Source organism: Cytobacillus solani (assembly GCF_001420595.1).
GTDB classification, from domain to species: domain Bacteria; phylum Bacillota; class Bacilli; order Bacillales; family Cytobacillaceae; genus Cytobacillus; species Cytobacillus solani.
The window spans coordinates 1235726-1258092 of sequence record NZ_LJIX01000006.1 but is presented as its reverse complement, the minus strand read 5'-3'; the positions used below and the strand labels follow the sequence as shown (position 1 = coordinate 1258092).

Here is a 22367-nt window from a genome sequence, read left to right as displayed (position 1 = left end):
CCCTTTACTTTATAGGTAAAGTATACGAAAGATAAAAGCGCTTCCACAATAAACATCTTGTTCAGTTTTTTAGGTATCTTGCTTTCCATTGTAATAATTTACTAATATCCTTATAATATGAATAATAAATTCGTTTAGGGGAGGGAGTCACCTTGTCCAATGATATATATGCTGTACCACAATCACGAAGAAGCCATCTTCCAGTTAAGCTTCTTTATGTAACAAAATCAAAATATGACAAAGATTGGCATAGCACAAACCATACGCATCATTTTACAGAGCTGCTATATATAACCAAGGGAAAAGGAACATTTATATTTTCTAATGAAGAGATTCCCGTTAAAGAGCATGATTTAATTATCATCAATCCAAATATCGAACACACAGAAAAGTCTTGTGACGATTACCCGCTCGAATATATTGCACTTGGTATCCAAGGTCTTGCCTTTTCTTCTCCAGATCATCCGGGTCAGGTTACGATTTACAATTACAAAAAAGAACAGGAAATCTATCTCTTTTACCTCCAGCAATTGATAGAAGAAGTGGAGAATCAAAAAGAAGATTATGAATTGGTCATACAAGATATGTTAGAAATTTTGCTGCTAAAAATGATGAGAAAAAAAGCCTTCAACTTAGAGAAAACCTCCGCCCAAAAAATCAATAAAGATATTGCATTTATCAAAAACTACATTAAGCAGCATTTTCGCGAAAATATTAATCTAGATACTTTAGCAAAAGCCAGTCATATTAATAAATACTATCTAGCTCATTCCTTCAAGAAAATTGTCGGTGTTTCTCCAATTGAATACTTAATTCAAACCCGCATCAGAGAAAGCAAAATATTGTTGGAAACCACCAATTATCCAATTTCCAATATTTCAACCATAACCGGTTTTTCGTCCCAATCCTTCTTTGCACAGTCCTTTAAACGTGAGACAAATCTATCTCCTTCACAATACAGAAAGTCAAAAAACGCGAAAAAAAATAAAAGGAGAATCATAAGGCAATAGAAAAAACATATTCTATTAAAAATAGACCCTTGTTTACTTTTGTAAACAAGGGTGATTGCTTAATATAATTGATTTTGATGCCATCTCCATGCATCAGAAATGATTTGTTCTAAATCCCGTTCTGCCCTCCATTCAAGCTCTGAAAAGATCTTTTGAGCAGAGGCTACAAGTCTTGCTGGATCACCGGCTCGGCGGTCGGCGATTTCGGCATGTACTTTTAGCCCTGTTATCTTTTCACATGTCTCAATCACTTCTTTTACAGAAAAACCTTGCCCATTGCCAAGATTATAAACTTCTGCTGATTTTTCCTTTGATAATAAGGCTTTAAGTGCAAGAATATGTGCACTAGCTAAATCATTTACATGAATATAATCACGAATACACGTTCCATCTGGTGTTTCATAATCAGAACCAAAAATGGAAACTTTCTCTCGTTGGCCTAATAGCTGTTGAAGAATGATTGGAATTAAATGTGTCTCAGGATGATGGCTCTCGCCAATCTTAGCAGACTCGTGAGCACCTGCTGCATTAAAATATCGCAAAATAACATAATTTAATCCGTACGCGGCTTTAAAATCTGCCAACATCTGTTCAATCAATAATTTAGAATGCCCATAAGGATTAATTGGAGATGCCGCTGTTTTTTCGTCTATGATTTCAACAGCCGGAATTCCATAAACGGCTGCTGTAGATGAGAAAATAAAGTTTTCCACTTTATTATTCAGCATTACTTTTAATAGTTTTAATGTAGAAGCCACATTATTTTCGTAGTATTTGAGCGGATCAAGTACGGATTCGCCAACTAAACTATAAGCTGCAAAGTGCATAACGGCTTTGATAGGGTAGCTTTTGAAGATCATTTGCAGCACTTCTTCGTTTCCAAGATCACCTTCAACAAATATGGCACGGGAATCCACTGCTTCTCGATGCCCTGTTGATAGATTATCAAGAACAATGACATCTTCGTTTTCTACAAGTTCCTTAACTAGATGACTGCCTATATAGCCAGCACCGCCAACAACAAGAATCAAGATTATCTCTCCTCAGCTACAATTTCTTTGACCTTGTGTAATAATAGATTTCCGTAATCTATTGTTTTTTGTTTCTTATCTATTTCTCCGGACGAATACGATAGTCGGTTTCCATATCAAAGAAGTGAGCCTTGTTCATGTCTAATGCTAATGTGATCATTTGACCTGTTTTCACTTCCGTGCGAGAATCGATACGAGCAATAAATTGCTGGCCCTCCAATTGGGAATATAACATTGTTTCTGCTCCCATTAATTCAGCCACTTCTATTTTTGCATCAATTCTAGAAGCTTGAGAAGCCTCAATGAAAATTTGCTCATCATGTAGGTCCTCTGGACGAATGCCCATCATTATTTCTTTATTTATATACCCTTGTTCACGTAAATATTTCATTTTCCCTTCTGGAATAGCGATTGAAACCTTCCCAATATTTATTTTCCCATCTGAAAGAGTTCCTTTAAAGAAGTTCATAGCAGGAGAACCAATAAAACCGCCTACAAAAGCATTTTCAGGTGTCTCGTAAACTTCTTTAGGTGTACCCACTTGTTGAATAATTCCATCTTTCATAACAACAAGCCTAGATGCCATTGTCATAGCCTCTGTTTGATCATGAGTAACATATATTGTTGTTGTTTGTAAACGATGATGAAGCTTTGTAATCTCGGCTCGCATCTGTACTCTCAGCTTTGCATCTAAATTTGATAATGGCTCATCCATTAAAAAGACCTTTGCATCACGGACAATGGCACGTCCCAATGCAACCCGTTGACGCTGCCCGCCAGATAGAGCTTTAGGTTTACGGTTTAAATACTCTTCAAGACCCAGTATACGTGCAGCCTCATTTACACGGCTATTAATTTCAGCCTTAGGAAATTTGCGAAGCTTAAGTCCAAATGCCATATTATCATATACAGTCATATGCGGATAAAGGGCATAGTTTTGGAATACCATTGCGATATCTCTGTCCTTTGGGGGAACATCATTCATCCGCACTCCATTAATGAGAAGAGCCCCTTCAGAAATTTCCTCTAATCCTGCAATCATTCGTAAAGTTGTTGATTTGCCACATCCAGAGGGGCCAACAAAAACAATAAATTCCTTATCCTCAATATCAAGATTAAAGTCTTTTACTGCTGTTACCTTATTGTCATATTTTTTATAAATATGCTCTAGTTTTAATTCAGCCATTTTTCTCCCCCTCATTTTTGTTGTATGGTATCAATATTGTTTATAGTTTAATAATCATTGATGAAGGATGTAAATATGCAAACTGCACAAAATATTCAGAATTGCAATTAGGCATCATGTACAATCAAAGAATTTTTCTTATTTATCAATAAGATTGCAAGCGTTACAAAGGTGGCATTTGAAAAAGAACGAATATCAATTCCTGTTTTTTCAATAAACTTATCCAATCGGTACTGAAGACTATTTCGGTGAATATACAGCTTTTTTGCTGTTAATGAAGCATTTAAATTATTTCGAAAAAACACTTGAAGGGTATGAAGCATTTCCTGTTCCTGAACACTCTCAATCAAATAATCCGATAAAATGCGTGGATCTGCTAGTGAAGGTGATTCAATGAGTAATAATGGAAATCCTTCATAAAAATTCATTACTTTTTCTTGATGAGCGCCCTGATGAATGGCCTCTATACACTGATATTCGTAAGAGAACTTTTCTTTTAATGAATGATCGAATTTATTCAATTGACCGATATAACCGTGAATTTCAACAAAAAAGTCACTTGTTAATGTATTAATTAATTGATTAAATTCGATTTTAGTGAAAGCTTCTTGAGGTTTTTGATCAATAATGAATCCATGTGTACGGCTTTGCCAAAATAAAATGGGCTGACCAAATCCTCCGATAATTGCTTCTTCAAAGCTATTTGGATCTTCGAGCGGGGTCTTAAGAAAAAAATAAAAAAATCGTACAGTCCCGACTCCGCTTAAAATGGGGAGATCGTTTGTATGTTCATATAAAAATGTATGCCATTCTTGTTTTATGCGAGAGTTATATATTCTATCTTCATGATAATCAATGGAAGTAAATAAATGATTTAATAGGTTTAATTCATCATCGGTAAGGGCCGTTTTACTTATTCCAAATTTATGGCCATCATCCGTTTGAAACCAATTTCTATTTTTATCATTTGGATTAAATTGTTCCGTATAGGCTGTTTGAAAATACCTTTTTAGTTTCTCAAGCATGTTATCCCTACTTTATTTATATTGTTTGATTCTATTTTATAATAAAAATAGAAAAAGCAGGAGCTCTCATGTCTCCTGCTTCATCTATCATTAATCATCATATTCCACATTCAATACATTTCCAGTGATTGCATCCAGCTCAAGATCTACTTTTCCTTTGATTGTCTTCAGCTCAAATTCGTAAATCATTCTGCCATCATCTTCATCTTTGTCCATTTCAGTTACTTTGCCATTCACTGTTTTTTCTGCAATTTCGATGGCTTTCTCAGATGAGAGGAGATTTTTGTTTGATGTATTTATTTTCTCATCAAAATTGTCATCATCCCAGTCATCATCCCAATCATCATCCATATCCATTTGTTCTTTCACTTTTAGAACATCCCCGCTGTATGCATCGATATGAATATCATAATCGATCTTTCCATTTTCAATATCCACATCAAAATAACGCTGTCCGAATCGATTTTCTAGCTCTACGCTTTCAACCTTGCCTTCTGCTTTTGTTAACGCTATTTTTTCTGCATCCTGAGCAGTAATCATTTTCCCTTCATTAACCATTGGTTCTTTTTTAGCTGCACTTACTGCAACAGTACCTCCTACAAGCAATGCTGCCGCAATTCCGCTTATGAATAGTTTATTTTTCATCATTCATTTCCTCCTTCATTTCCTCTTTCTTTGCTACATCTACAATATACCCCGCAAATATTAGAGGAAATGGAAAGGAAGATTAGAATTTGATGAGAAACGCTTAATCATCCCATGAAACCGAGAGGATCTTTCCTGTTGTTGCATGTATTTCAACAACCGCTTCCCTGTCATCAGCCGTCTCGATTTCCACAAGGTAGTAAGTAAGATCTCCAGAGGATTCCAAATCGATATCATCTACGATTCCTTCCACCTTCTTCAAGGCTATTTCCTTCGCATCTGATTCACTTAAAAGCTGCGGTGTTTGCTGCTCCCCATCTTTTTCTAAATCTTGTTGAATCTCTTGATCAGATTTTCCCTCTGATGGTTCTTTTTCATTCTCCTTCTTCCTGCTGCCGATTTTCGAAAAAGACAGGACTTCCCCATTTGAAGCATTTAGTTTTATTTCATAGATCATCTGATTTCTATCCATTTCAATGATATATTCGTCTTTGTTTTGTACTATTTTTGTGATATCACCTTTGTATCTTTTTTCAACAAGATCTGCTGCCTCCTCTTGGGACATAGAGTCGGCCGAAGTGGTTACTCTTCCCCATTGCTGTAATCCTATAAAAAGGAATGCAAGCAGGACAACACTACCTGCAATCCAGAGCCAAAGCTTTTTTCTCATTATTACACCTCACTTTACACCTATATTTTCTTACATAATAATGAGAATTTGCTGAGAAACCGCCTAAAATTGTAAATAAAGTGTGACTGTCGTACCGATGCCTTCTTTACTTTCAAGATCAATCTTAATGTCCAGAACCTCACCAAGCTCCTTTGCCAGTGAAAGCCCTAAACCTGATCCCCCGCTCTTTCTATTTCTTGCCTTATCCACTCGATAAAAACGGTCGAACACCTTCGGCAATTCATCCTTATGAATGCCAATCCCTTGATCAATCATTTGAATAAATACTTGACCATCCTTTATCCTTGCTGCAACAGTAATCGCCTTATCACTATATTTCCTTGCATTATCAAGGAAAATATACATCAGCTGTTTTAGCTTTTGTTCATCTGTATCAACCATAAGGGACGGCTGTAATTCATTATTAAATATAATTTTCCGATTATAGGCATTTTGAAAGGCATGAAGGGTTTGTTTAAGGAACTCGTTAAGATTTACTTCTGACATATGCAGATTCCATTGTTCATTATGTTTGGCAAGCAATAGAAGCTGCTCAGTCATATCCCTCATCCGAATCGCTTCTGAATGAATGGCGTCAATCGACTCTGCAAAAAGCTCCGGTTCCTGCATCCCCCTGCGTTTTAACAAGCTTGCATAGCTTTCAATAACAGTCAGAGGTGTTTTCAGCTCATGTGAGGCATTGGAAACAAATTGCTTTTGTTTCTCGAAGTTTGTTTCCAGCAAGTCAATCATATGATTAAACGTTTCGCCCATTTCATGAAGTTCATCCTTTGATTTCCCTTCAAGAGGAAGCCTTTTAAATTGACCACTTTGCTTGATTTCCGTCATTGTTTTTATCATTGATGTCACAGGCTTGATCAATAAATCACTTAGAAGACGGCTTGATATAAAAACAGGAATGAGTGCAATTAGTGTGACAGTTATAAGGACAATTCGAAGAATTTTTAAATTCTCAATGGCCCTTTCAATATTTTTCATTATTTGCAAATTTGCCACATTGCCATCTGATAGAATGATTGGCATAGAGGCGAAAGCATATGTCCGATGATTGATCATCATCCTTTTGCTTATTTCTCCGGTATAATAAATGGCATCCTCTTTACTTAATTCGATTTCAGTTGGCGAGGTAGTTGTCAGGGTACCTTGCCTATTCGGCTTTATAATTCTTATCATGCCATCAATAGGAACATAGGCACGTAGAAATTCACCTTCTTCAGCCATCTTTGTTGATTGATTAAACACTTCTGCTATCTTTTCTGTTTCTTCTTTCACACCCTTTGTTTCACTTTCAAGGATCAAATTACTAAATAGAAAATAAATAGACAGATTCATCAATAGCAACAAAACAGAAAATAGTACCGCGGTATATAGATTAATCTTATTTCGCAGTTTCATTTTGCTTCCTTTAACACATATCCAACCCCGCGAATGGTATGAATAAGTGTTGGTTTATTTAAAGTATCTATCTTTTTCCTAATGTAGCGAATATAGACATCAACTACATTTGTATCGCCTAAAAAATCATATCCCCACACGGCTTCGATGATTTGATCACGGTTCAACACTTGCCGCTTGTTATGCATGAAATAAACGAGGAGATCAAATTCCCTTGGGGTTAACTCAATGGCATCTTCTCCTCTGATAACTTCTCTTGTTTTTTCATTCAATTTTAAATCAGCTATTGTCAGCCAATCGCTTTCTTCTTCCATTTGCTCTTTTCCCTTAAATCTTAAGGCTGCGCGAATTCTAGCCAGAAGCTCCTCAATTTGGAATGGCTTTGTCATATAATCATTCGCTCCAAGATCAAGTCCAGATACCTTATCCTCAACCGAGCTTTTTGCAGTTAATAAGAGAACAGGCGTATGCAAATCATGAGCACGAATACGTCTCAATAGCTCAATTCCGCTTAATCCGGGAAGCATCACATCCAATAAGATTAAATCCCATTTTTGTGATCGATATAATGCCAAAGCATCCAATCCATCCATTGCCTTTGTCACTTGATAGCCCTCATATTCCAGCTCTAATTCCAGCAGCCTGGCAATCTTTTCTTCATCCTCAACGACTAAAATAGACTCATTTGACAACTTAATCTCTCCTTCTCTTACGTCCATCATGTTAAAACAAGAGTAGCAGAAATCTTAAGGAAATTCATTATTTACCATGCAATGTTACACAAAAAAGAAGAAGAGTGGCTTTACCCTCTCTTCTCCTCAACAGTTAAACTAAGCGTTCTTTTATTATCAAGACTGTGGGTGACTTTTACAATTAAGGTAACCGGCTTCCCGGCTTCGTTTACTTGGAATGTAAATGAATCTGTCACATCAGATGCGGATACTTTTTGCCTGCCTGTATATTGGTATTCGACTACATCTTCACCAGGGAAATCTTCTTTCACAACGGCTGTTGCAATTCTTCCATATTTTTCATAATCTGGCTTTTCGCTAGCTGCAGCTGATAAGGTCCATGCGCCCATAAATAAACTAATAATTATAAAAACAAACAAGAGCCTCTTCATTCTATCCCTCCAAATGCAATTGTGATTACCCCTATTTTTCACGACTTTTTTAATATTATGCATTCAAACATTATTCAAGGTAAAACTTGAAAACCCCATCAAATCAACATGTCCAACATTTACAGTGCAATTTCCTCCTAAAGAACCGCAAACTATAATCAACTCCTGAAAGAGGAGGAAAGGACAAATGAATAAGTTGGATTATGACCGTGCTCTATTCTACACCCATCGATCAGAATGGGACAATTTGTTAATTTTGATGGTAAGAACGGAGGATCAATTTCTTTCAAAAAAAATTGAACATTTCCTCCATGCTTATCATTTTGAAAAAGATTACTCCGTTCTGGAAAAACATTTATATTCTTTACTCAGATACATCGACCATGCGAATGAATTTAATGAAACTGACGAGCTAGAAACTATTTCCATCCTTCCTTGAGTATCAAAAGAATTCCACCAATAAAAAACACGATCCATTCAACCGGGGATCGTGTTTTTTCTCATTTCGGCTCTCTAACATCATTTCGTTAAACCATTTCGTACAGCAAAAAGTGCAGCCTGCGTACGATCGGCTAAGCCAAGCTTAGAAAGAACATTTGAGACGTGGGTTTTTACTGTTTTTTCAGTAATGAATAAATCTGCTGCAATTTCTTTATTGCTTTTTCCTTTTGCGATTTCCTTCAGCACTTCTATCTCTCTTTTAGTTAACCCCTCTAATGGCTTTCTTTCCTCACTTTTATTCGATGTTAAATGAGAAAGCAGGTGGGAAGTCGCCTTAGGATGCAATTGGCTTTCCCCACTTTTCAAATGAATGATGGCCCGTACAAGCTCGTCTGGTTCAATATCCTTTAACTGAAAGCCCGAAGCACCTGCTTCAATGGCTGGAATCACATGGTCCTGGTCAGAGAAGCTCGTTAACATCATTATTTTTACATCTGGGCAACCTTGTTTTATTGCACGTGTTGCTTCGATTCCGTTCATATTTGGCATTTCTAAATCCATTAATACAATATCCGGCAGGAGCTTCATTGTCATTTCTACTGCCTCTTTCCCATCTCTTGCCTCGCCAATAATTTCTATATTAGGCTGTGTTTTGAGAAAAAATACTAATCCCCGTCTTACAACATGATGATCATCAGCAATAAGAACACGAATAGCCATGCATACACCCCCTTATATTGGAATGGTAATTACAATTTTTGTACCTTTTTGCGGGGAGCTTTGCAGTATAAACATACCATTCAAGCTTTCCGTGCGGTCCTTCATACTTTTTAAACCGAGTGATGGAATTCTCCCCGTCTTCCCATCATAATAAAATCCAGAGCCACAATCAGAGATCACCATAATTACCTTATGTCTTTCTATTGAAAGGCATAAATCAGCATTTGTCTGACCAGAATGTTTTTTGCAATTGGCCAATGCTTCTTGACCAATTCTCCATAGTGCCTCCTCCACTTTTCCTGGAAGGGAGATCACTCCGTTTACTTCTGTTTGCAGCTTGAGACCAAGCATCTCTCCATAGCCGATTAAAGCGCTAGTGAGCCCATTTTCCAAGCCACGTGGACGAAGCTGCCAAATAAGTGCTCTCATTTCACTTAGAGCTTCCTGTGCTAAATCTTGAATATACAAAAAGGTTTCCTTCGTATCCGCTTCTTTAGCCATTTCAGCTCCGCCTCTAGCTGTTAAGCTTAATGAAAAAAGCAGCTGATTAACAGAATCATGAAGATCCCTCGCTAACCGATTCCTTTCTGCCGTGAGAGCTGTTTCCTGTTCACCCTCGGTCAGCTTAATCCGTTTGAGTGCCGTACCAATCTGAAAGGCAATTGACTCCAGCAAAGCGAGCTCTTCTGGCTCAAAATGGGTTTTATTTGGGGCACCTACATTAAGAATGCCAAATTTTTCATCGCCTGCCCGTAAAGGTACAGTTGCATGATGGGTCAAGCCGTTCGTGTCATTTCTTTTCTCTAGCAAGGCTGCTTCAATTCTTTTACATTCAATAATATTGATGGCTTTATGAAGCCTGCCATTATTGTAACGATCTATACACCAGCAATCCCCTGAACACATCGGTTTATAATCATTACGCGAGAGTGCAGGCGGAAGGTTTTCTTTTGCTGCTAGCACATAGTTCCCATCAGGCTCGATTAGAAAAATCCACCCGCTTGTTAAGCCAGTCACATGAAGCAATTTTGCCAGAACCTCTGATAATATTCCTTTCACTTCTGTGCCTTCATTCAATAATTCAGCAATTTCCTTTAATATTCGGATTTCAGAATGACGTTTTTCCACCGTTTCTCCTCCAAAAACTAATTCCTCCCACTATTATAATACTTTTCAAATAAACATTCGTTAGAAATTAGAATGAGATTACGTACGACTAAAGTTGTAAGAAAAGCAGAAGCGCCTTGGTCATCGCCGTACAAACTGGAAGGGCCGCGACTGAGATATAGGAGACACAATGAGCGATAGCGAATTGATGTCGACTTATCGTAGGGAGGGGACCTGAAGTTTGTTAGGCGATAGGCGCTGGAGCTAGACATATCGAAAAGCAGAAGCGCCTTGTAAAAAAACACCGAAGAGATCCCCTCCCCGGCGGAGATATAGGAGCCAAAATGAGCGATAGCGAATTGATGTCGACTTATCGTAGGGAGGGGACCTGAAGTTTGTTAGGCGATAGGCGCTGGAGCTAGACATATCGAAAAGCAGAAGCGCCTTGTAAAAAAACACCGAAGAGATCCCCTCCCCGGTGTCATTGTTTTAACCTATTTTATCGATAATGATTTTATTTTTTCATCAATGATTTTCATGAATTCATTTTCTATTGCGGATAGCTTTTGCCTGCTTCCTTCTAATGATGGACTGTTAATGCCGAAATAAAATTTAACCTTTGGCTCTGTTCCCGATGGGCGCATACAAATCCATGTTCCATCCTCAAAGATATATTTAATGACATTTGATTTTGGTAATTCAATGACCTGTTCTTGTCCCTTGTTATCTGTTCGAACACCTGTTAAATAATCTTCAACTGCGATTATCTTCAGACTGCCAAGCGCTTCAAGCGGATTCTCACGGAACGAAGCTAATGTTTGCTGAATAATCTCGGCGCCTTCTTTTCCTTTTAATGTGATCGAGCGGAGTCCTTCAAGATAATAGCCATATTGTTCATAGATCGCTAATAGGGCATCATATAAGGACAATCCCTTTTTCTTATTGAAAGCGGCAGCTTCGGCTGCTAGTACAGCGGCTTGTACGGCATCCTTATCTCTGGCAAAGTCCCCAATTAAGTAGCCATAGCTTTCTTCATACCCAAACAAAAACGTGTATTTTCCTGTTGCATCATACTCTTTCATCTTCTCTGCAATAAATTTAAAGCCAGTTAATACATCAATCGTATCAACTCCATAGGAGGAAGCAATCTTTCTTCCTAATTCTGAGGTAACAATTGTTTTGAGGACGACCCCATTTTCCGGAAGTGCATGCTTTTCCTTCTTCTGTGACAGAAGATAGTCCAGCAGCAGCGCTCCTGTTTGATTTCCAGTCAGCAGAACATATTCACCCGTTTGATCCTTCACAGCTATTCCTAATCTGTCGGCATCAGGATCTGTTGCGATTAATAAATCTGCATTAGATTCCTTCCCAACCTTTATGGCCAGTTCGAAGGCGGATTTTTCCTCTGGATTTGGACTTTTTACCGTTGAAAACTCTGGGTCTGGGAGCTCTTGCTCTTTAACAACTTGAACATTTTTATAATTTAGTGCCCGGAAAGCATCCCTTACAGGCTTGTTAGCTGTTCCGTGTAATGGGGTAAAGACAATTGAAAGGTCTACCTCCTCACTAATAGCTGGATTTTCCGAAATCGTGACAAGCTTCTCTATGTACTTGCTGTCAACTTCTTCCCCAACCATTTTAATTAAGCCCTGTTCCTTGAGCATGGTTTCATCGTGAACAGCAATATGCAGTTCATTTTCAATTTCATTTACTTTAGAAATAATCACATCTGCAATAGATGGCGGCAGCTGGGCACCATCTGATCCATATACTTTATAGCCATTATATTCAGGCGGGTTATGACTCGCCGTTACTACAATCCCTGCAAAAGCTTGCAGATGCCTCACAGCAAATGATAACTCAGGGGTCGGTCTCAGCTCATTAAACACATATGTCTGAATCCCTCTTGTCGCTAACGTTTTTGCCGCTTCCATTGCAAAATCAAATGACATATGGCGTGAATCATAGGCAATAACAACCCCTCTTTTCATTGCCTCCGTTCCCGCTTCTTCTATGTATGCGGCTAGACCGGCAGAAGCTTTTCTAACGGTGTAAATATTCATTCGGTTCGTACCGACACCGATTTCTCCACGCATCCCGCCAGTACCAAATTCTAAATCTTTATAAAAAGCATCCTCCAGCTTTTTTTCATCTAACGCTAACTTTTGAAGCTCCGATAATAAATCTTGATCCAATTGTTCATGCTTAATCCAGCGTTCAGCTTTCGTTTTCCAATTCATATTCATCCCTCCAAAACTCCTTACATTAAAACATTTCTCTCTAATAAAATCTACTAATCATCCAAATATTTCTGCAAAGATATATAACCTCTGCTCTTAATTGTATTCACCTATTCCTTACGATATTATTTGTATCAATGAATGTCAAAACTATGACGAAACTCAGAACAAACAAGGATTTTGTGATAATGTTGATTTACAAAGGCAGGACAGTAGGTCATAATTTTATCGTAATTATCTATTGGAGGAGTATAAGATGGAGAAAACAAAAAAAGATCAAAGGGAAACATGGTTATTTGTTTCATGGGCTGCATCCGTTCTTGCCATGTTCGGAAGCCTCTATTTTTCAGAAATCCGTCAATATGAACCTTGTACGCTATGCTGGTATCAGCGAATCCTTATGTATCCAATGGTCATCATATTAGGCATCGCTGTCGTTAAGAAGGATTTTCGGATTAGTATTTATACAATGGTGCTTTCTGCAATAGGCGGCTGCATCTCTCTATACCATTACTCAATCCAAAAGATTTCTTTTTTAGCAGACCATGCTGCTTCATGCGGAAGAGTTCCGTGCACTGGACAATATATAAATTGGCTCGGATTTATTACAATCCCATTTTTAGCATTAATCGCTTTTATCATTATTTTCATTTGCAGTTATCTACTATGGAAAAAGTCAAAGGAGGCAGCATAAGTGAAAAAGGTTTTTATTTTTTTAGCAGTAATCATCCTTTTATTCGGAGCTGTTGCATTACTAACAAAAATGCAAAATGAAGAAAAGATTACAGAAGAGAATCCATATGGAAAAAGCAACCTTCATCCTGAAACAATTGCACAAATGGATGATCCAAATTATCAAAATTTAATCCTTCCTGATCAATTAGAGAAAAAGCTTGATAAAAAAGAGGATGTAACGGTTTATTTTTATAGCCCGACTTGCTCTCACTGTCAAAGAACAACACCAGTGGTCTCACCACTTGCTAAGGATATGAATATAAATCTTACACAGTTTAATCTGCTTGAATTTGAAAATGGCTGGGATCAATATGGAATTAAAGAAACTCCAACCATTGTTCAATACAAAGCTGGTAAAGAAGTAAATCGCATAACTGGGTATCAGGAAAAAGAAGTATTTGAAAAATGGTTTGAAGAAAATACAAAGTAATCTACACTAAAAAAACGCCTGCAAAAAAATTTGCAGGCATTTTATTATTCAAATTAATAATTCATTTGCAGCCTTTGTGTACATGCTGAGCATATCATTCTTCATCACTTTTCCATGAAAAAAGTTACTAAAGGTAAATGGAAAAGACAAACCGAAATCTTGTAAAATATTTACATTTTTTTCGAAAATTTTTTCGTACCTTTCCTCCAGTTTCTCTGTTTCCAGAATAGCTGTGATAATTTGTAAGCTGACAATCACTTGATAGGCTTCCTTTAATGTGCCAAAATATTCAAAATGTCTAGTTGAAGTATGTAACACATCTAATTGCTCAAATTCTTTAATATCTTCATCTGGAAAATAATTTGGAAAAATAGTAGAATACATTCTTTGTACAAGCTTCCTGATTTCTTCTTCTTGTTCAGGAGTTGATGCAAATACGATTTTCACCGATAAAACCCACCTTTATAATCCCTTGTAACTATTTTGTAATATACAATAAGAATATCACATCCACTTCTAGTTTTCGGGTGGTAATTAAATCCATGAAACGGTTAAAATACAGATAGGACAAGGGCAAACACGCACTGTAAATAATTGGATTGACTAAAAAGGAGAATAGAATGATACGGACAAAATGTTTTGGTGAATGGTTTGAAATGACATTGCCTTCGAAATGGGAAGGCTATTCTATAGATGATTTATTTAGGATTGTGTGGAAAGCACCAAAGAAACAAATACATACAATTAGAATGGAAATGCATGTAAAGGTAAATGGAGAACTGATTAATTGGAATCAGCCTCTAAAGGAAAGTGATCGACTTCAGCTTAAACTTTTTATGGAAGAGGATTTTGGTGTCATTCCAGCCTATCATGAGGTTGATGTTCTTTATGAGGACGAGCACATGATTGTGTTTAATAAACCGGCAAACATGGATACACACCCTAATTCACCCGAGCAAACAAACACATTGGCAAATGCTGCAGCGTTTTATTTACAGGCAAAAGGCGAGCAGCGAAAAATTAAGCATGTACACCGTCTAGATCGTGATACAACTGGGGCCATTTTATTTGCGAAGCACTCACTTGCTGGATCGATTTTAGATAAAATGCTTGAGGAAAGATCCATTAAACGAACGTATTTTGCACTCGTCCACGGCCGAATAAAAAGGAAAAAAGGAACCATTCAAGAACCTATTGGCCGCGACCGGCATCACCCCACGAAAAGGCGTGTATCTTCATCAGGACAGCCCGCTATAACCCACTACGAGCTGCTCGAATACAGTCCTAGGCAAGATCTTTCCCTCATCCAATGTCAGCTTGAAACAGGTAGAACACATCAAATTCGTGTTCATTTAAGTTTTATTGGACATCCAATCGTTGGAGATAAACTATATGGGGGAAAACCCTTATTCGAGAGACAAGCACTGCATGCAGGAAAGCTTGTCATTCCCCATCCATTTACAGATGAAAACATTGTTGTGGAAGATTTTATGACCATTCCTTTCCTGCATTTACTCAAAAAATAAAAGCCTTCCAGCTGGAAGGCTTTTATTTTATTAATCAGTCGATTTTCTAAATGCTCTCATCAGTAAGCTTAAAAGGAATACAAGCAGTACAGCACCTATAAGTGCAGGGATAATCGCAAAATCCGCAACAACGGGACCCCAGTTTCCAAAAATTAATGTCCCAAGCCATGCTCCGACAAACCCCGCAATAATATTGCCGAATACACCACCTGGAATATCTTTACCAACTACCATTCCTGCAATCCATCCAATAATTCCACCTATGATTAATGCCCATAAAAAGGTAAACATCTGATCCACTCCTTGCTGTTTTATCGTAGTTTTCGTTTTTTTTCTCTTTTTATTACAAAAACCGCTCAGGAATATTATGGAATTTTTTATGTGATTGTAAAAATGCAAAAAGCGATTGCTGTCTAAGCAATCGCTTTCTATATTAACGGCAATAGCCGGGATTCGTAATGAGTGGTTATTTCACTTTTACCCGTACTAAAATTGTCCTAAACAAGAGAATAATCATATTTATACAAAAAAAACCTATGGAACCCTTTCAATATTTCTTAGGAACTCCACAGGTCTTATCAATAAAGCTATTAGTTACTTGGAATTTCAGGCTTCTCAACCATTGGAAGTTCTCCACTTAAGCTTTCCAGGAATGCAACAAGTGAATTCATTTCTTTTCCTGTTAAATTAAGCGGTTTCATCAGAACGCTTTTATTCGCATGATCCCCGCCGCCTTCATTATAGTAGGTAATAACATCTTTCAAAGTTTCAAGGCTGCCATCATGCATAAATGGTGCCGTATGAGCCACTCCTCTTAATCCAGATGTTCGGAACTTCCCTTTATCATCCTCATTTCCCGTTACAGCAAAGCGTCCATCATCCCCACTCATACCTAAATTATGATAATTATAATCAGATAATAACGGACCTGCATGACAAGAAATACAGCCTGCCTTGCCGGCAAATAATTTCATTCCCTCTTTTGCATCGACACTAATGGCATCCTCTTCCCCTTGAAGATAGCGATCAAATGCTGTATCAGCGATAACGATCGTTCTTTCAAAGGCAGCAATCGCTTTTGCAATATTATCAGCAGATATTTTGTCATTAAAGACCGTATTAAATCGCTCTACATAGGTTGGAACCCCATTTAATTCAATCACTAGCTCATCTAAATTTTGATTCATTTCCACTTCCGATTGTATCGGCCCCAATGCTTGTTCCTCTAAGCTTCCTGCTCGTCCATCCCAGAAATTTGTTGGATAATAGCCAGAATTAATGATTGTCGGACTATTTCGCGGGCCATTAAAGCCCTCAAATCCAATAAACTTTGCCATCCCATCTCCATAGCCTGCTCCAGGCGCATGACAGGACATACAGCTTTGAACATTATTCCCTGATAGGCGGGGATCGAAGTATAACGTTTTCCCTAATTCTATTTTTTCCTCTGTCATTGGATTATCAGCAGGAACTGGTATTTCTCCTAACGGTTCAAATTTAGCTTTCGCATCTTCAAGCTCTTGATCAATAACATTTTCTTTCGCTGGCTCTTTCGCATTTTTGTCAGCAGGAGCTGCTGCATCCTCGTTGGCACCGCATGCACCGAGAATTGATAGTACAAATAGTAACAAAATCCCAAAACCCATTCTTCTCATAAATAGCTCCCCCTATTTATTTATTTATTTATTTAGATTCAGTGAAAGAAATGGGATGAATAACCATTTCTTCCATTCATCTTTAAAGTGATTATATAATTAAACTTATTCTTATTTACGTATCACTTTCGAAAAGTTTGTGACATTAATCACAAACTAAGTTTTACTCAGTTAGTATATTGGAAACATATTTGAATGAAAATAATCACATAATAAAAAAAAATGAGTGTTTTTAATACTTTTTTCAACTTTTTTAGGCATATAACTATCTAATTCGCCTTTTTTCGTATAAAATTATTTCGTTTGGATGATATTTTTTTCATGGGGGTAAAAAAATGGCTTTTAAGAAAAAGGACAAATTTAACACATTACTTAGCAGTATCGCACTAAATGTGAAAGAAGGAGCAAATTACTTTGCAGACTATAAACTAAAAAATGTGAGTGATCTTAAAATCTTCTCAGAAACAATGAAGGATTACGAAACAAAAGGGGATTCATATGTTCATGAGGTTATTAAAGAATTAAATAATGCCTTCATTACACCAATTGAACGTGAGGATATACTTGCACTAGCAATGAGCTTGGATGATGTCATTGATGGGATAGAGCACTGTGCGGCACTATTTGAAATGTACTCAATTACACAGGCAGATGACTTTATGCTTAAATTTGTGGATGCCATTAAACATTGTGCTGATGAAATTGAAAAATCAATTGAACTACTATCAAATAAAAAGTTGCAGCAAATCCGTGAACATGCAATCAAAATAAAAGATTATGAATCAAAATGTGATGGCGTGCTAAGACAATCTATTAAACATCTCTTCTCTGTTGAGAAGGATCCTGTACGCATTATTCAATTTAAAGAAATTTACGAAAATCTTGAAGAGATTGCTGACAGCTGTCAAAGTGTGGCAAATACTTTGGAAACCATTATTATGAAAAATGCGTAAGGAGTCTTAGCAAATGGATGGATTTTTAATTCTAACGATTTTAATTGTAGTCATGGCTTTAGCTTTTGATTTTATCAATGGTTTCCATGATACCGCCAATGCCATTGCAACATCTGTTTCAACAAAAGCACTAAAGCCCAGACATGCAATTATTTTAGCAGCAGTAATGAACTTTGTTGGAGCAATGACCTTTACAGGCGTTGCAAAAACAATCACTAAAGACATCGTTGATCCATTTACATTAGAAAATGGGTCACTCGTCATTTTAGCCGCACTTATATCTGCGGTTTTCTGGAATTTACTTACTTGGTACTATGGAATTCCAAGCAGTTCTTCTCATGCGCTTATCGGTTCAATTGCCGGTGCTGCAATTGCCGCTGCTGGCTTTGCCTCACTTAACTACCAAGGATTTCTAAAGATTATTCAGGCTCTTATTTTCTCTCCAATAATTGCCTTTGTATTTGGATTTATCGTCTACAGCATATTTAAAGTTGTATTTAAAAATAATAATTTAACAAAAACAAATCGCAACTTTCGTATCTTTCAAATTTTCACAGCAGCCTTGCAATCCTATACCCACGGGACAAATGATGCACAGAAAGCCATGGGGATTATTACAATGGCTTTAATTGCCAATAACTACGTAACAAGTACAGATATTCCTTTTTGGGTACAATTTTCCTGTGCTTTAGCAATGGGACTTGGAACATCTGTAGGCGGCTGGAAAATTATCAAAACAGTTGGCGGGAAAATAATGAAAATTCGACCTGTTAACGGAGTTGCTGCAGATTTAACTGGTGCAATGATTATCTTCGGCTCCACTTTAATTCACTTGCCAGTTAGTACAACTCATGTTATTTCATCTTCCATTCTTGGTGTTGGTTCAGCTCATCGCCTAAAGGGTGTAAAATGGGGAACCGCTCAAAGAATGCTTATTACATGGGTCATAACATTGCCAATTTCTGCTACAATCGCTGGACTTATTTACCTTTTATTGAATGCAATATTTTAAGTATGAGGATGGTCACATGGCCATCTTTTTTTATGTCCATATTTTTCAATGGAATGATTTTCGTACAATTTATAGATAATAGTAAATAAGGACTTGTAATCCATTCTAATAACGAATATTATATTAAATGTGCTTTTTAATGTTCGTATTTGGAGGAACTATCATGTTTAAATTAAAAGAGAATCAAACTAATGCCAAAACGGAGGTTCTTGCTGGGATAACTACCTTTTTAACCATGGTCTATATAGTCGTTGTTAACCCGGTGATCTTATCCGATGCAGGGGTACCCTTTGAACAAGTATTTACTGCCACAATCGTTGCGGCAGTTGTCGGAACACTTTGGATGGCCATTTTCGCAAATTATCCGATCGCCATTGCTCCTGGAATGGGATTGAATGCATATTTTGCTTATTCAGTCGTTGGCACGCATGGAAATATAGATTATCAAACAGCCTTCGCAGCTGTTTTTATCGCAGGTATTATTTTCATTATTTTATCTTTAACCCCTTTTCGCTCTAAGCTTATTGAAGCTATTCCAGACAATTTAAAACACGGGATTACTTCAGGGATTGGTTTATTTATCGCTTTTATTGGTTTACGCCAAACAGGAATTATTACAAGCCATCCGTCAAATCTTGTCGCACTTGGAGATTTACACGAACCATCTGCTATTTTAGCTTTGATCGGACTAACTGTTACATTAATATTAATGGTTTTGCGAGTGAATGGCGCATTATTCTTCGGAATGGTTGTTACTGGACTAATCGCTTTCTTTACAGGCCAGCTTTCGTTTGATCAGGGCTTCTTATCATTGCCCTCTCTTCCTGAGGGTCTAATGATTCTTAATCCGTTTCAAGCCTTAGGTGACGTTATTCAGCATAGCTTATATGCCGTTGTATTTTCATTTTTGCTAGTGACCATTTTCGATACAACCGGAACAATGGTTGGCGTTGCACAGCAGGCTGGATTAATGAAAGGAAAGACCATGCCAAGAGCCAGAGAAGCATTGCTGTCCGATTCAATTGGGACCACTGTTGGTGCTATGTTTGGGACAAGCCCAACATCCGCTTTCGTTGAATCCTCTGCAGGTGTTGCTGCTGGCGGACGAACAGGGTTAACATCGCTAACCGTTGCTATATTATTTATCGTTTCTGCCTTTTTTGGCCCGTTAGTGAGTGCCGTGTCTGGTCTTTCCGCCATCACTGCTCCTGCCCTAATCATTGTAGGAAGTTTAATGATGGGAAGTATTGCACAAATTAAGTGGGGAGAGCTTGACGAAGCATTCCCAGCATTTCTAATTGTTTTAAGCATGCCGTTAACATCAAGCATTGCAACAGGAATTGCGCTAGGGTTTATTTCTTATCCGATTATGAAAGTATTTAAAGGAAAATGGCGGGACGTTCATCCGCTGGTTTATATTTTTGCTGTCCTATTCTTCTACCAGCTGGCATTTTTACCGCATTAATAAGAAAAGCGAAAGCGCCTTGGTCATCGCCGTACAAACTGGAAGGGACTGAGATAAAGAAGACACAATGAGCGATAGCGAATGGATGTCGACTTATCGTAGGGAGGGGACCTGAAGTTAGGCGATACGACGCTTGCGCTAGACAGTAGAAAAGCGGAAGCGCCTTGCTTAGCGCCGTATGGACTGGACCTCCCCTGACGAGATAAAGGAAACACGAAGAGCGATAGCGATTCGATGTTGACTTATCGTAGGAGGGGGCGGGAAGTCCAATAGGCGTTAGGCGCTGGAGCTAGACACTTCTCAAATTTATAAAAATTTATACTTTCTTATCTTTTTAGTAAGAGGTTAAGCAATGAAGTCTATTTTGTTTAACCTCTTATCTATCTTTATTCCCTCTAAATTATATTACAAAAATTCCCCAGTATACTTTCCCATTATTTTATTAATAATAATATTTGATGAATTGCTAATTTATTAAGTTTTACCACTTATTTTGATTCTATTGCCACAAAATTATCATTACTTTACAATAATATAGTTGACTATACATTTTAAATATTGGAGGCATAGAAAATGGATGCAGCAGTAGACAATAAAGCCAGAAAAAAGCATCCCCCTGGTTTGTACTTATTATTCTTAACAGAAATGTGGGAGCGCTTTAGTTATTATGGTATGAGAGCAATCCTCGTTCTTTACTTAACTACCTCGTTTGTAAGCGGTGGTCTTGGGTTTAGTGACAGTTATGCCATGATGTTATATGGATTTTTCACTGGAGCCGTATATTTCACCCCAATGGTTGGAGGATATTTATCAGACCGCTTCTTAGGCCAGCGACGTGCAATAACTATCGGTGGAATTATGATGGCTGTTGGTAACATCGTTTTATTCGCACACCAAAGTGCAGGAGCATTATATTTAGGTCTGATCTTGTTAATAATTGGAAACGGTTTCTTTAAACCAAATATTTCAACAATTGTTGGAGAATTGTATGAAAATAATGATCCACGCAGAGATGCTGCCTTTACCATTTTCTATATGGGAATTAACGTTGGAGGATTTCTCGCACCACTTGTAATCGGATTCTTATACAATGATCTCTTTAAAACAACAACAATTGACGGAATCATTCAATACGGGTTTAAATATGGATTTTTAGCAGCTGCGATCGGAATGATTATTGGTCAAGTACTCTTTAACTTACTTGGCAACCGCTATCTTGGCGATATTGGGAAGAAGCCAACTGGAGCACCTGATAAAACAGTTGATGCTCATGCTAAAAATAAACCACTTACAAAGAAAGAAAAACAAAGAACAGCTGTTATCGTTATCTTAGCTTGTTTTGTCGTTTTCTTCTGGGCTGGTTTTGAACAAGCTGGAAGCTCATTAACGCTTTATACAGATCGATTTGTTGATCGACAAATTTTTGGCTGGGAAATTCCAACAGCTTGGTTCCAATCCGTAAACCCTTTATTTATTGTTCTTTTAGCTCCGCTATTCTCTATGCTTTGGATTAAACTCGCTTCTTCTAAACGCGGAGACATTAAAGTTCCTTCAAAAATGGGAATTGGGATGATCCTTCTTGGACTTGGATACATGATCCTCTTAATTGCGGTTATGAAGACTGGAAGCGATGAAGCAAACATTCAAGTAAAAGCAAATATTATGTTTATAGTCTTAACATATCTCATGCATACAATGGGTGAGTTAATGCTATCACCTGTAGGCCTGTCACTAGTAAGTAGAATTGCTCCTGTAAAGCTTGCTTCCCTATTAATGGGTGTTTGGCTAGCAAGTTCAGGTGTAGCAAATATCTTAGCAGGACAGCTTGCTGCATTTACACAAACTCTTGGTTACTTTGAAATTTTCGGACTAATCGGTCTAATGGCGATTGTGTTAGGATTAATTCTCCTTTCATTCTCGAAAAAACTTGTGCAAATGATGGACTAATTCAAAAAATCGGCAGGTTCAAAAGACCTG

23 protein-coding genes are annotated in these 22367 nt (G+C 37.5%); 9 read left to right on the top strand and 14 right to left on the bottom strand.

Going from position 1 to position 22367, the window contains the following annotated elements:
* Window positions 1–152 precede the first annotated feature (152 nt).
* Entirely contained in the window at window positions 153–1010 is an 858-nt protein-coding gene (locus AN957_RS08010) for an AraC family transcriptional regulator (protein WP_053475087.1), read from the top strand.
* A gap of 59 nt (window positions 1011–1069) precedes the next feature.
* Here the strand turns inward: AN957_RS08010 and galE are convergent, their stop codons facing one another.
* The 8 genes from galE to AN957_RS07970 form a co-directional block, all read right to left on the bottom strand.
* The gene (galE, locus tag AN957_RS08005; protein WP_053475086.1) at window positions 1070–2041 is read right to left on the bottom strand and encodes a UDP-glucose 4-epimerase GalE; all 972 of its coding nucleotides are present in this window, start codon (window positions 2039–2041) and stop codon (window positions 1070–1072) included.
* 79 nt (window positions 2042–2120) lie between these two features.
* The gene (locus tag AN957_RS08000; RefSeq protein ID WP_053475085.1) at window positions 2121–3227 is read right to left on the bottom strand and encodes an ABC transporter ATP-binding protein; all 1107 of its coding nucleotides are present in this window, start codon (window positions 3225–3227) and stop codon (window positions 2121–2123) included.
* 107 nt (window positions 3228–3334) lie between these two features.
* Window positions 3335–4252 carry a PucR family transcriptional regulator gene (locus tag AN957_RS07995; RefSeq protein ID WP_053475084.1) on the bottom strand — a complete coding sequence of 306 codons (918 nt, stop codon included), beginning with the start codon at window positions 4250–4252 and terminating at the stop codon, window positions 3335–3337.
* Window positions 4253–4342: 90 nt separating this feature from the next.
* Complete coding sequence (locus AN957_RS07990; RefSeq protein ID WP_053475083.1) at window positions 4343–4900, bottom strand: PepSY domain-containing protein; 558 nt, start codon at window positions 4898–4900, stop codon at window positions 4343–4345.
* A gap of 100 nt (window positions 4901–5000) precedes the next feature.
* Entirely contained in the window at window positions 5001–5567 is a 567-nt protein-coding gene (locus AN957_RS07985; protein WP_053475082.1) for a PepSY domain-containing protein, read from the bottom strand.
* A 63-nt stretch (window positions 5568–5630) separates the two neighbouring features.
* Complete coding sequence (locus AN957_RS07980; RefSeq protein WP_056683367.1) at window positions 5631–6983, bottom strand: sensor histidine kinase; 1353 nt, start codon at window positions 6981–6983, stop codon at window positions 5631–5633.
* Complete coding sequence (locus AN957_RS07975) at window positions 6980–7702, bottom strand: response regulator transcription factor (RefSeq protein ID WP_053477477.1); 723 nt, start codon at window positions 7700–7702, stop codon at window positions 6980–6982. Before AN957_RS07975 ends, AN957_RS07980 begins: the two co-directional genes overlap by 4 nt.
* Before the next feature lie 83 nt (window positions 7703–7785).
* Window positions 7786–8106, bottom strand: a complete 321-nt coding sequence (locus tag AN957_RS07970) for a DUF3889 domain-containing protein (RefSeq protein WP_053475080.1) — start codon at window positions 8104–8106, stop codon at window positions 7786–7788.
* A 187-nt stretch (window positions 8107–8293) separates the two neighbouring features.
* Between AN957_RS07970 and AN957_RS07965 the strand changes: the two genes are divergently transcribed.
* Window positions 8294–8545 (top strand): YhdB family protein, encoded by a 252-nt coding sequence (locus AN957_RS07965; protein WP_053475079.1) that lies wholly within the window; start codon window positions 8294–8296, stop codon window positions 8543–8545.
* Between the two features lie 80 nt (window positions 8546–8625).
* Here AN957_RS07965 and AN957_RS07960 read toward each other — a convergent pair whose 3' ends face one another.
* The 3 genes from AN957_RS07960 to AN957_RS07950 all read right to left on the bottom strand — a co-directional run bounded on the left by AN957_RS07960 (window position 8626) and on the right by AN957_RS07950 (window position 12614).
* Entirely contained in the window at window positions 8626–9267 is a 642-nt protein-coding gene (locus AN957_RS07960; protein ID WP_053475078.1) for a response regulator, read from the bottom strand.
* A 12-nt stretch (window positions 9268–9279) separates the two neighbouring features.
* On the bottom strand, window positions 9280–10395 hold the full coding sequence (locus tag AN957_RS07955; protein WP_053475077.1) for a GAF domain-containing sensor histidine kinase: 1116 nt from the start codon (window positions 10393–10395) through the stop codon (window positions 9280–9282).
* Between the two features lie 473 nt (window positions 10396–10868).
* Complete coding sequence (locus AN957_RS07950; RefSeq protein WP_053475076.1) at window positions 10869–12614, bottom strand: phospho-sugar mutase; 1746 nt, start codon at window positions 12612–12614, stop codon at window positions 10869–10871.
* Between the two features lie 256 nt (window positions 12615–12870).
* On the opposite strand from AN957_RS07950, the gene AN957_RS07945 reads away from it, so the two are divergent.
* A complete protein-coding gene (locus AN957_RS07945; protein ID WP_053475075.1) occupies window positions 12871–13308 on the top strand; it encodes a disulfide oxidoreductase in 438 nt (145 codons plus the stop codon).
* A complete protein-coding gene (locus AN957_RS07940; RefSeq protein WP_053475074.1) occupies window positions 13309–13779 on the top strand; it encodes a thioredoxin family protein in 471 nt (156 codons plus the stop codon). It begins immediately after the preceding gene.
* A gap of 48 nt (window positions 13780–13827) precedes the next feature.
* Here the strand turns inward: AN957_RS07940 and AN957_RS07935 are convergent, their stop codons facing one another.
* Window positions 13828–14226 carry a YhcU family protein gene (locus AN957_RS07935; RefSeq protein WP_053475073.1) on the bottom strand — a complete coding sequence of 133 codons (399 nt, stop codon included), beginning with the start codon at window positions 14224–14226 and terminating at the stop codon, window positions 13828–13830.
* A gap of 173 nt (window positions 14227–14399) precedes the next feature.
* Here AN957_RS07935 and AN957_RS07930 point away from each other — a divergent pair, with 173 nt between their 5' ends.
* Window positions 14400–15305 (top strand): RluA family pseudouridine synthase, encoded by a 906-nt coding sequence (locus AN957_RS07930; protein WP_053475072.1) that lies wholly within the window; start codon window positions 14400–14402, stop codon window positions 15303–15305.
* Window positions 15306–15335: 30 nt separating this feature from the next.
* Here the strand turns inward: AN957_RS07930 and AN957_RS07925 are convergent, their stop codons facing one another.
* Both AN957_RS07925 and AN957_RS07920 read right to left on the bottom strand, forming a co-directional pair.
* Window positions 15336–15596 carry a GlsB/YeaQ/YmgE family stress response membrane protein gene (locus AN957_RS07925; protein WP_053475071.1) on the bottom strand — a complete coding sequence of 87 codons (261 nt, stop codon included), beginning with the start codon at window positions 15594–15596 and terminating at the stop codon, window positions 15336–15338.
* Window positions 15597–15895: 299 nt separating this feature from the next.
* Complete coding sequence (locus tag AN957_RS07920; protein ID WP_053475070.1) at window positions 15896–16960, bottom strand: cytochrome-c peroxidase; 1065 nt, start codon at window positions 16958–16960, stop codon at window positions 15896–15898.
* Between the two features lie 335 nt (window positions 16961–17295).
* On the opposite strand from AN957_RS07920, the gene AN957_RS07915 reads away from it, so the two are divergent.
* The 4 genes from AN957_RS07915 (at window position 17296) to AN957_RS07900 (ending at window position 22337) form a co-directional block, all read left to right on the top strand.
* Window positions 17296–17913 carry a DUF47 domain-containing protein gene (locus AN957_RS07915; protein ID WP_053475069.1) on the top strand — a complete coding sequence of 206 codons (618 nt, stop codon included), beginning with the start codon at window positions 17296–17298 and terminating at the stop codon, window positions 17911–17913.
* Between the two features lie 13 nt (window positions 17914–17926).
* Entirely contained in the window at window positions 17927–18925 is a 999-nt protein-coding gene (locus tag AN957_RS07910) for an inorganic phosphate transporter (RefSeq protein ID WP_053475068.1), read from the top strand.
* A gap of 163 nt (window positions 18926–19088) precedes the next feature.
* Window positions 19089–20390, top strand: a complete 1302-nt coding sequence (locus AN957_RS07905; RefSeq protein WP_053475067.1) for an NCS2 family permease — start codon at window positions 19089–19091, stop codon at window positions 20388–20390.
* Between the two features lie 573 nt (window positions 20391–20963).
* A complete protein-coding gene (locus AN957_RS07900) occupies window positions 20964–22337 on the top strand; it encodes a peptide MFS transporter (RefSeq protein WP_053475066.1) in 1374 nt (457 codons plus the stop codon).
* The last annotated feature ends 30 nt before the right edge of the window (window positions 22338–22367 follow it).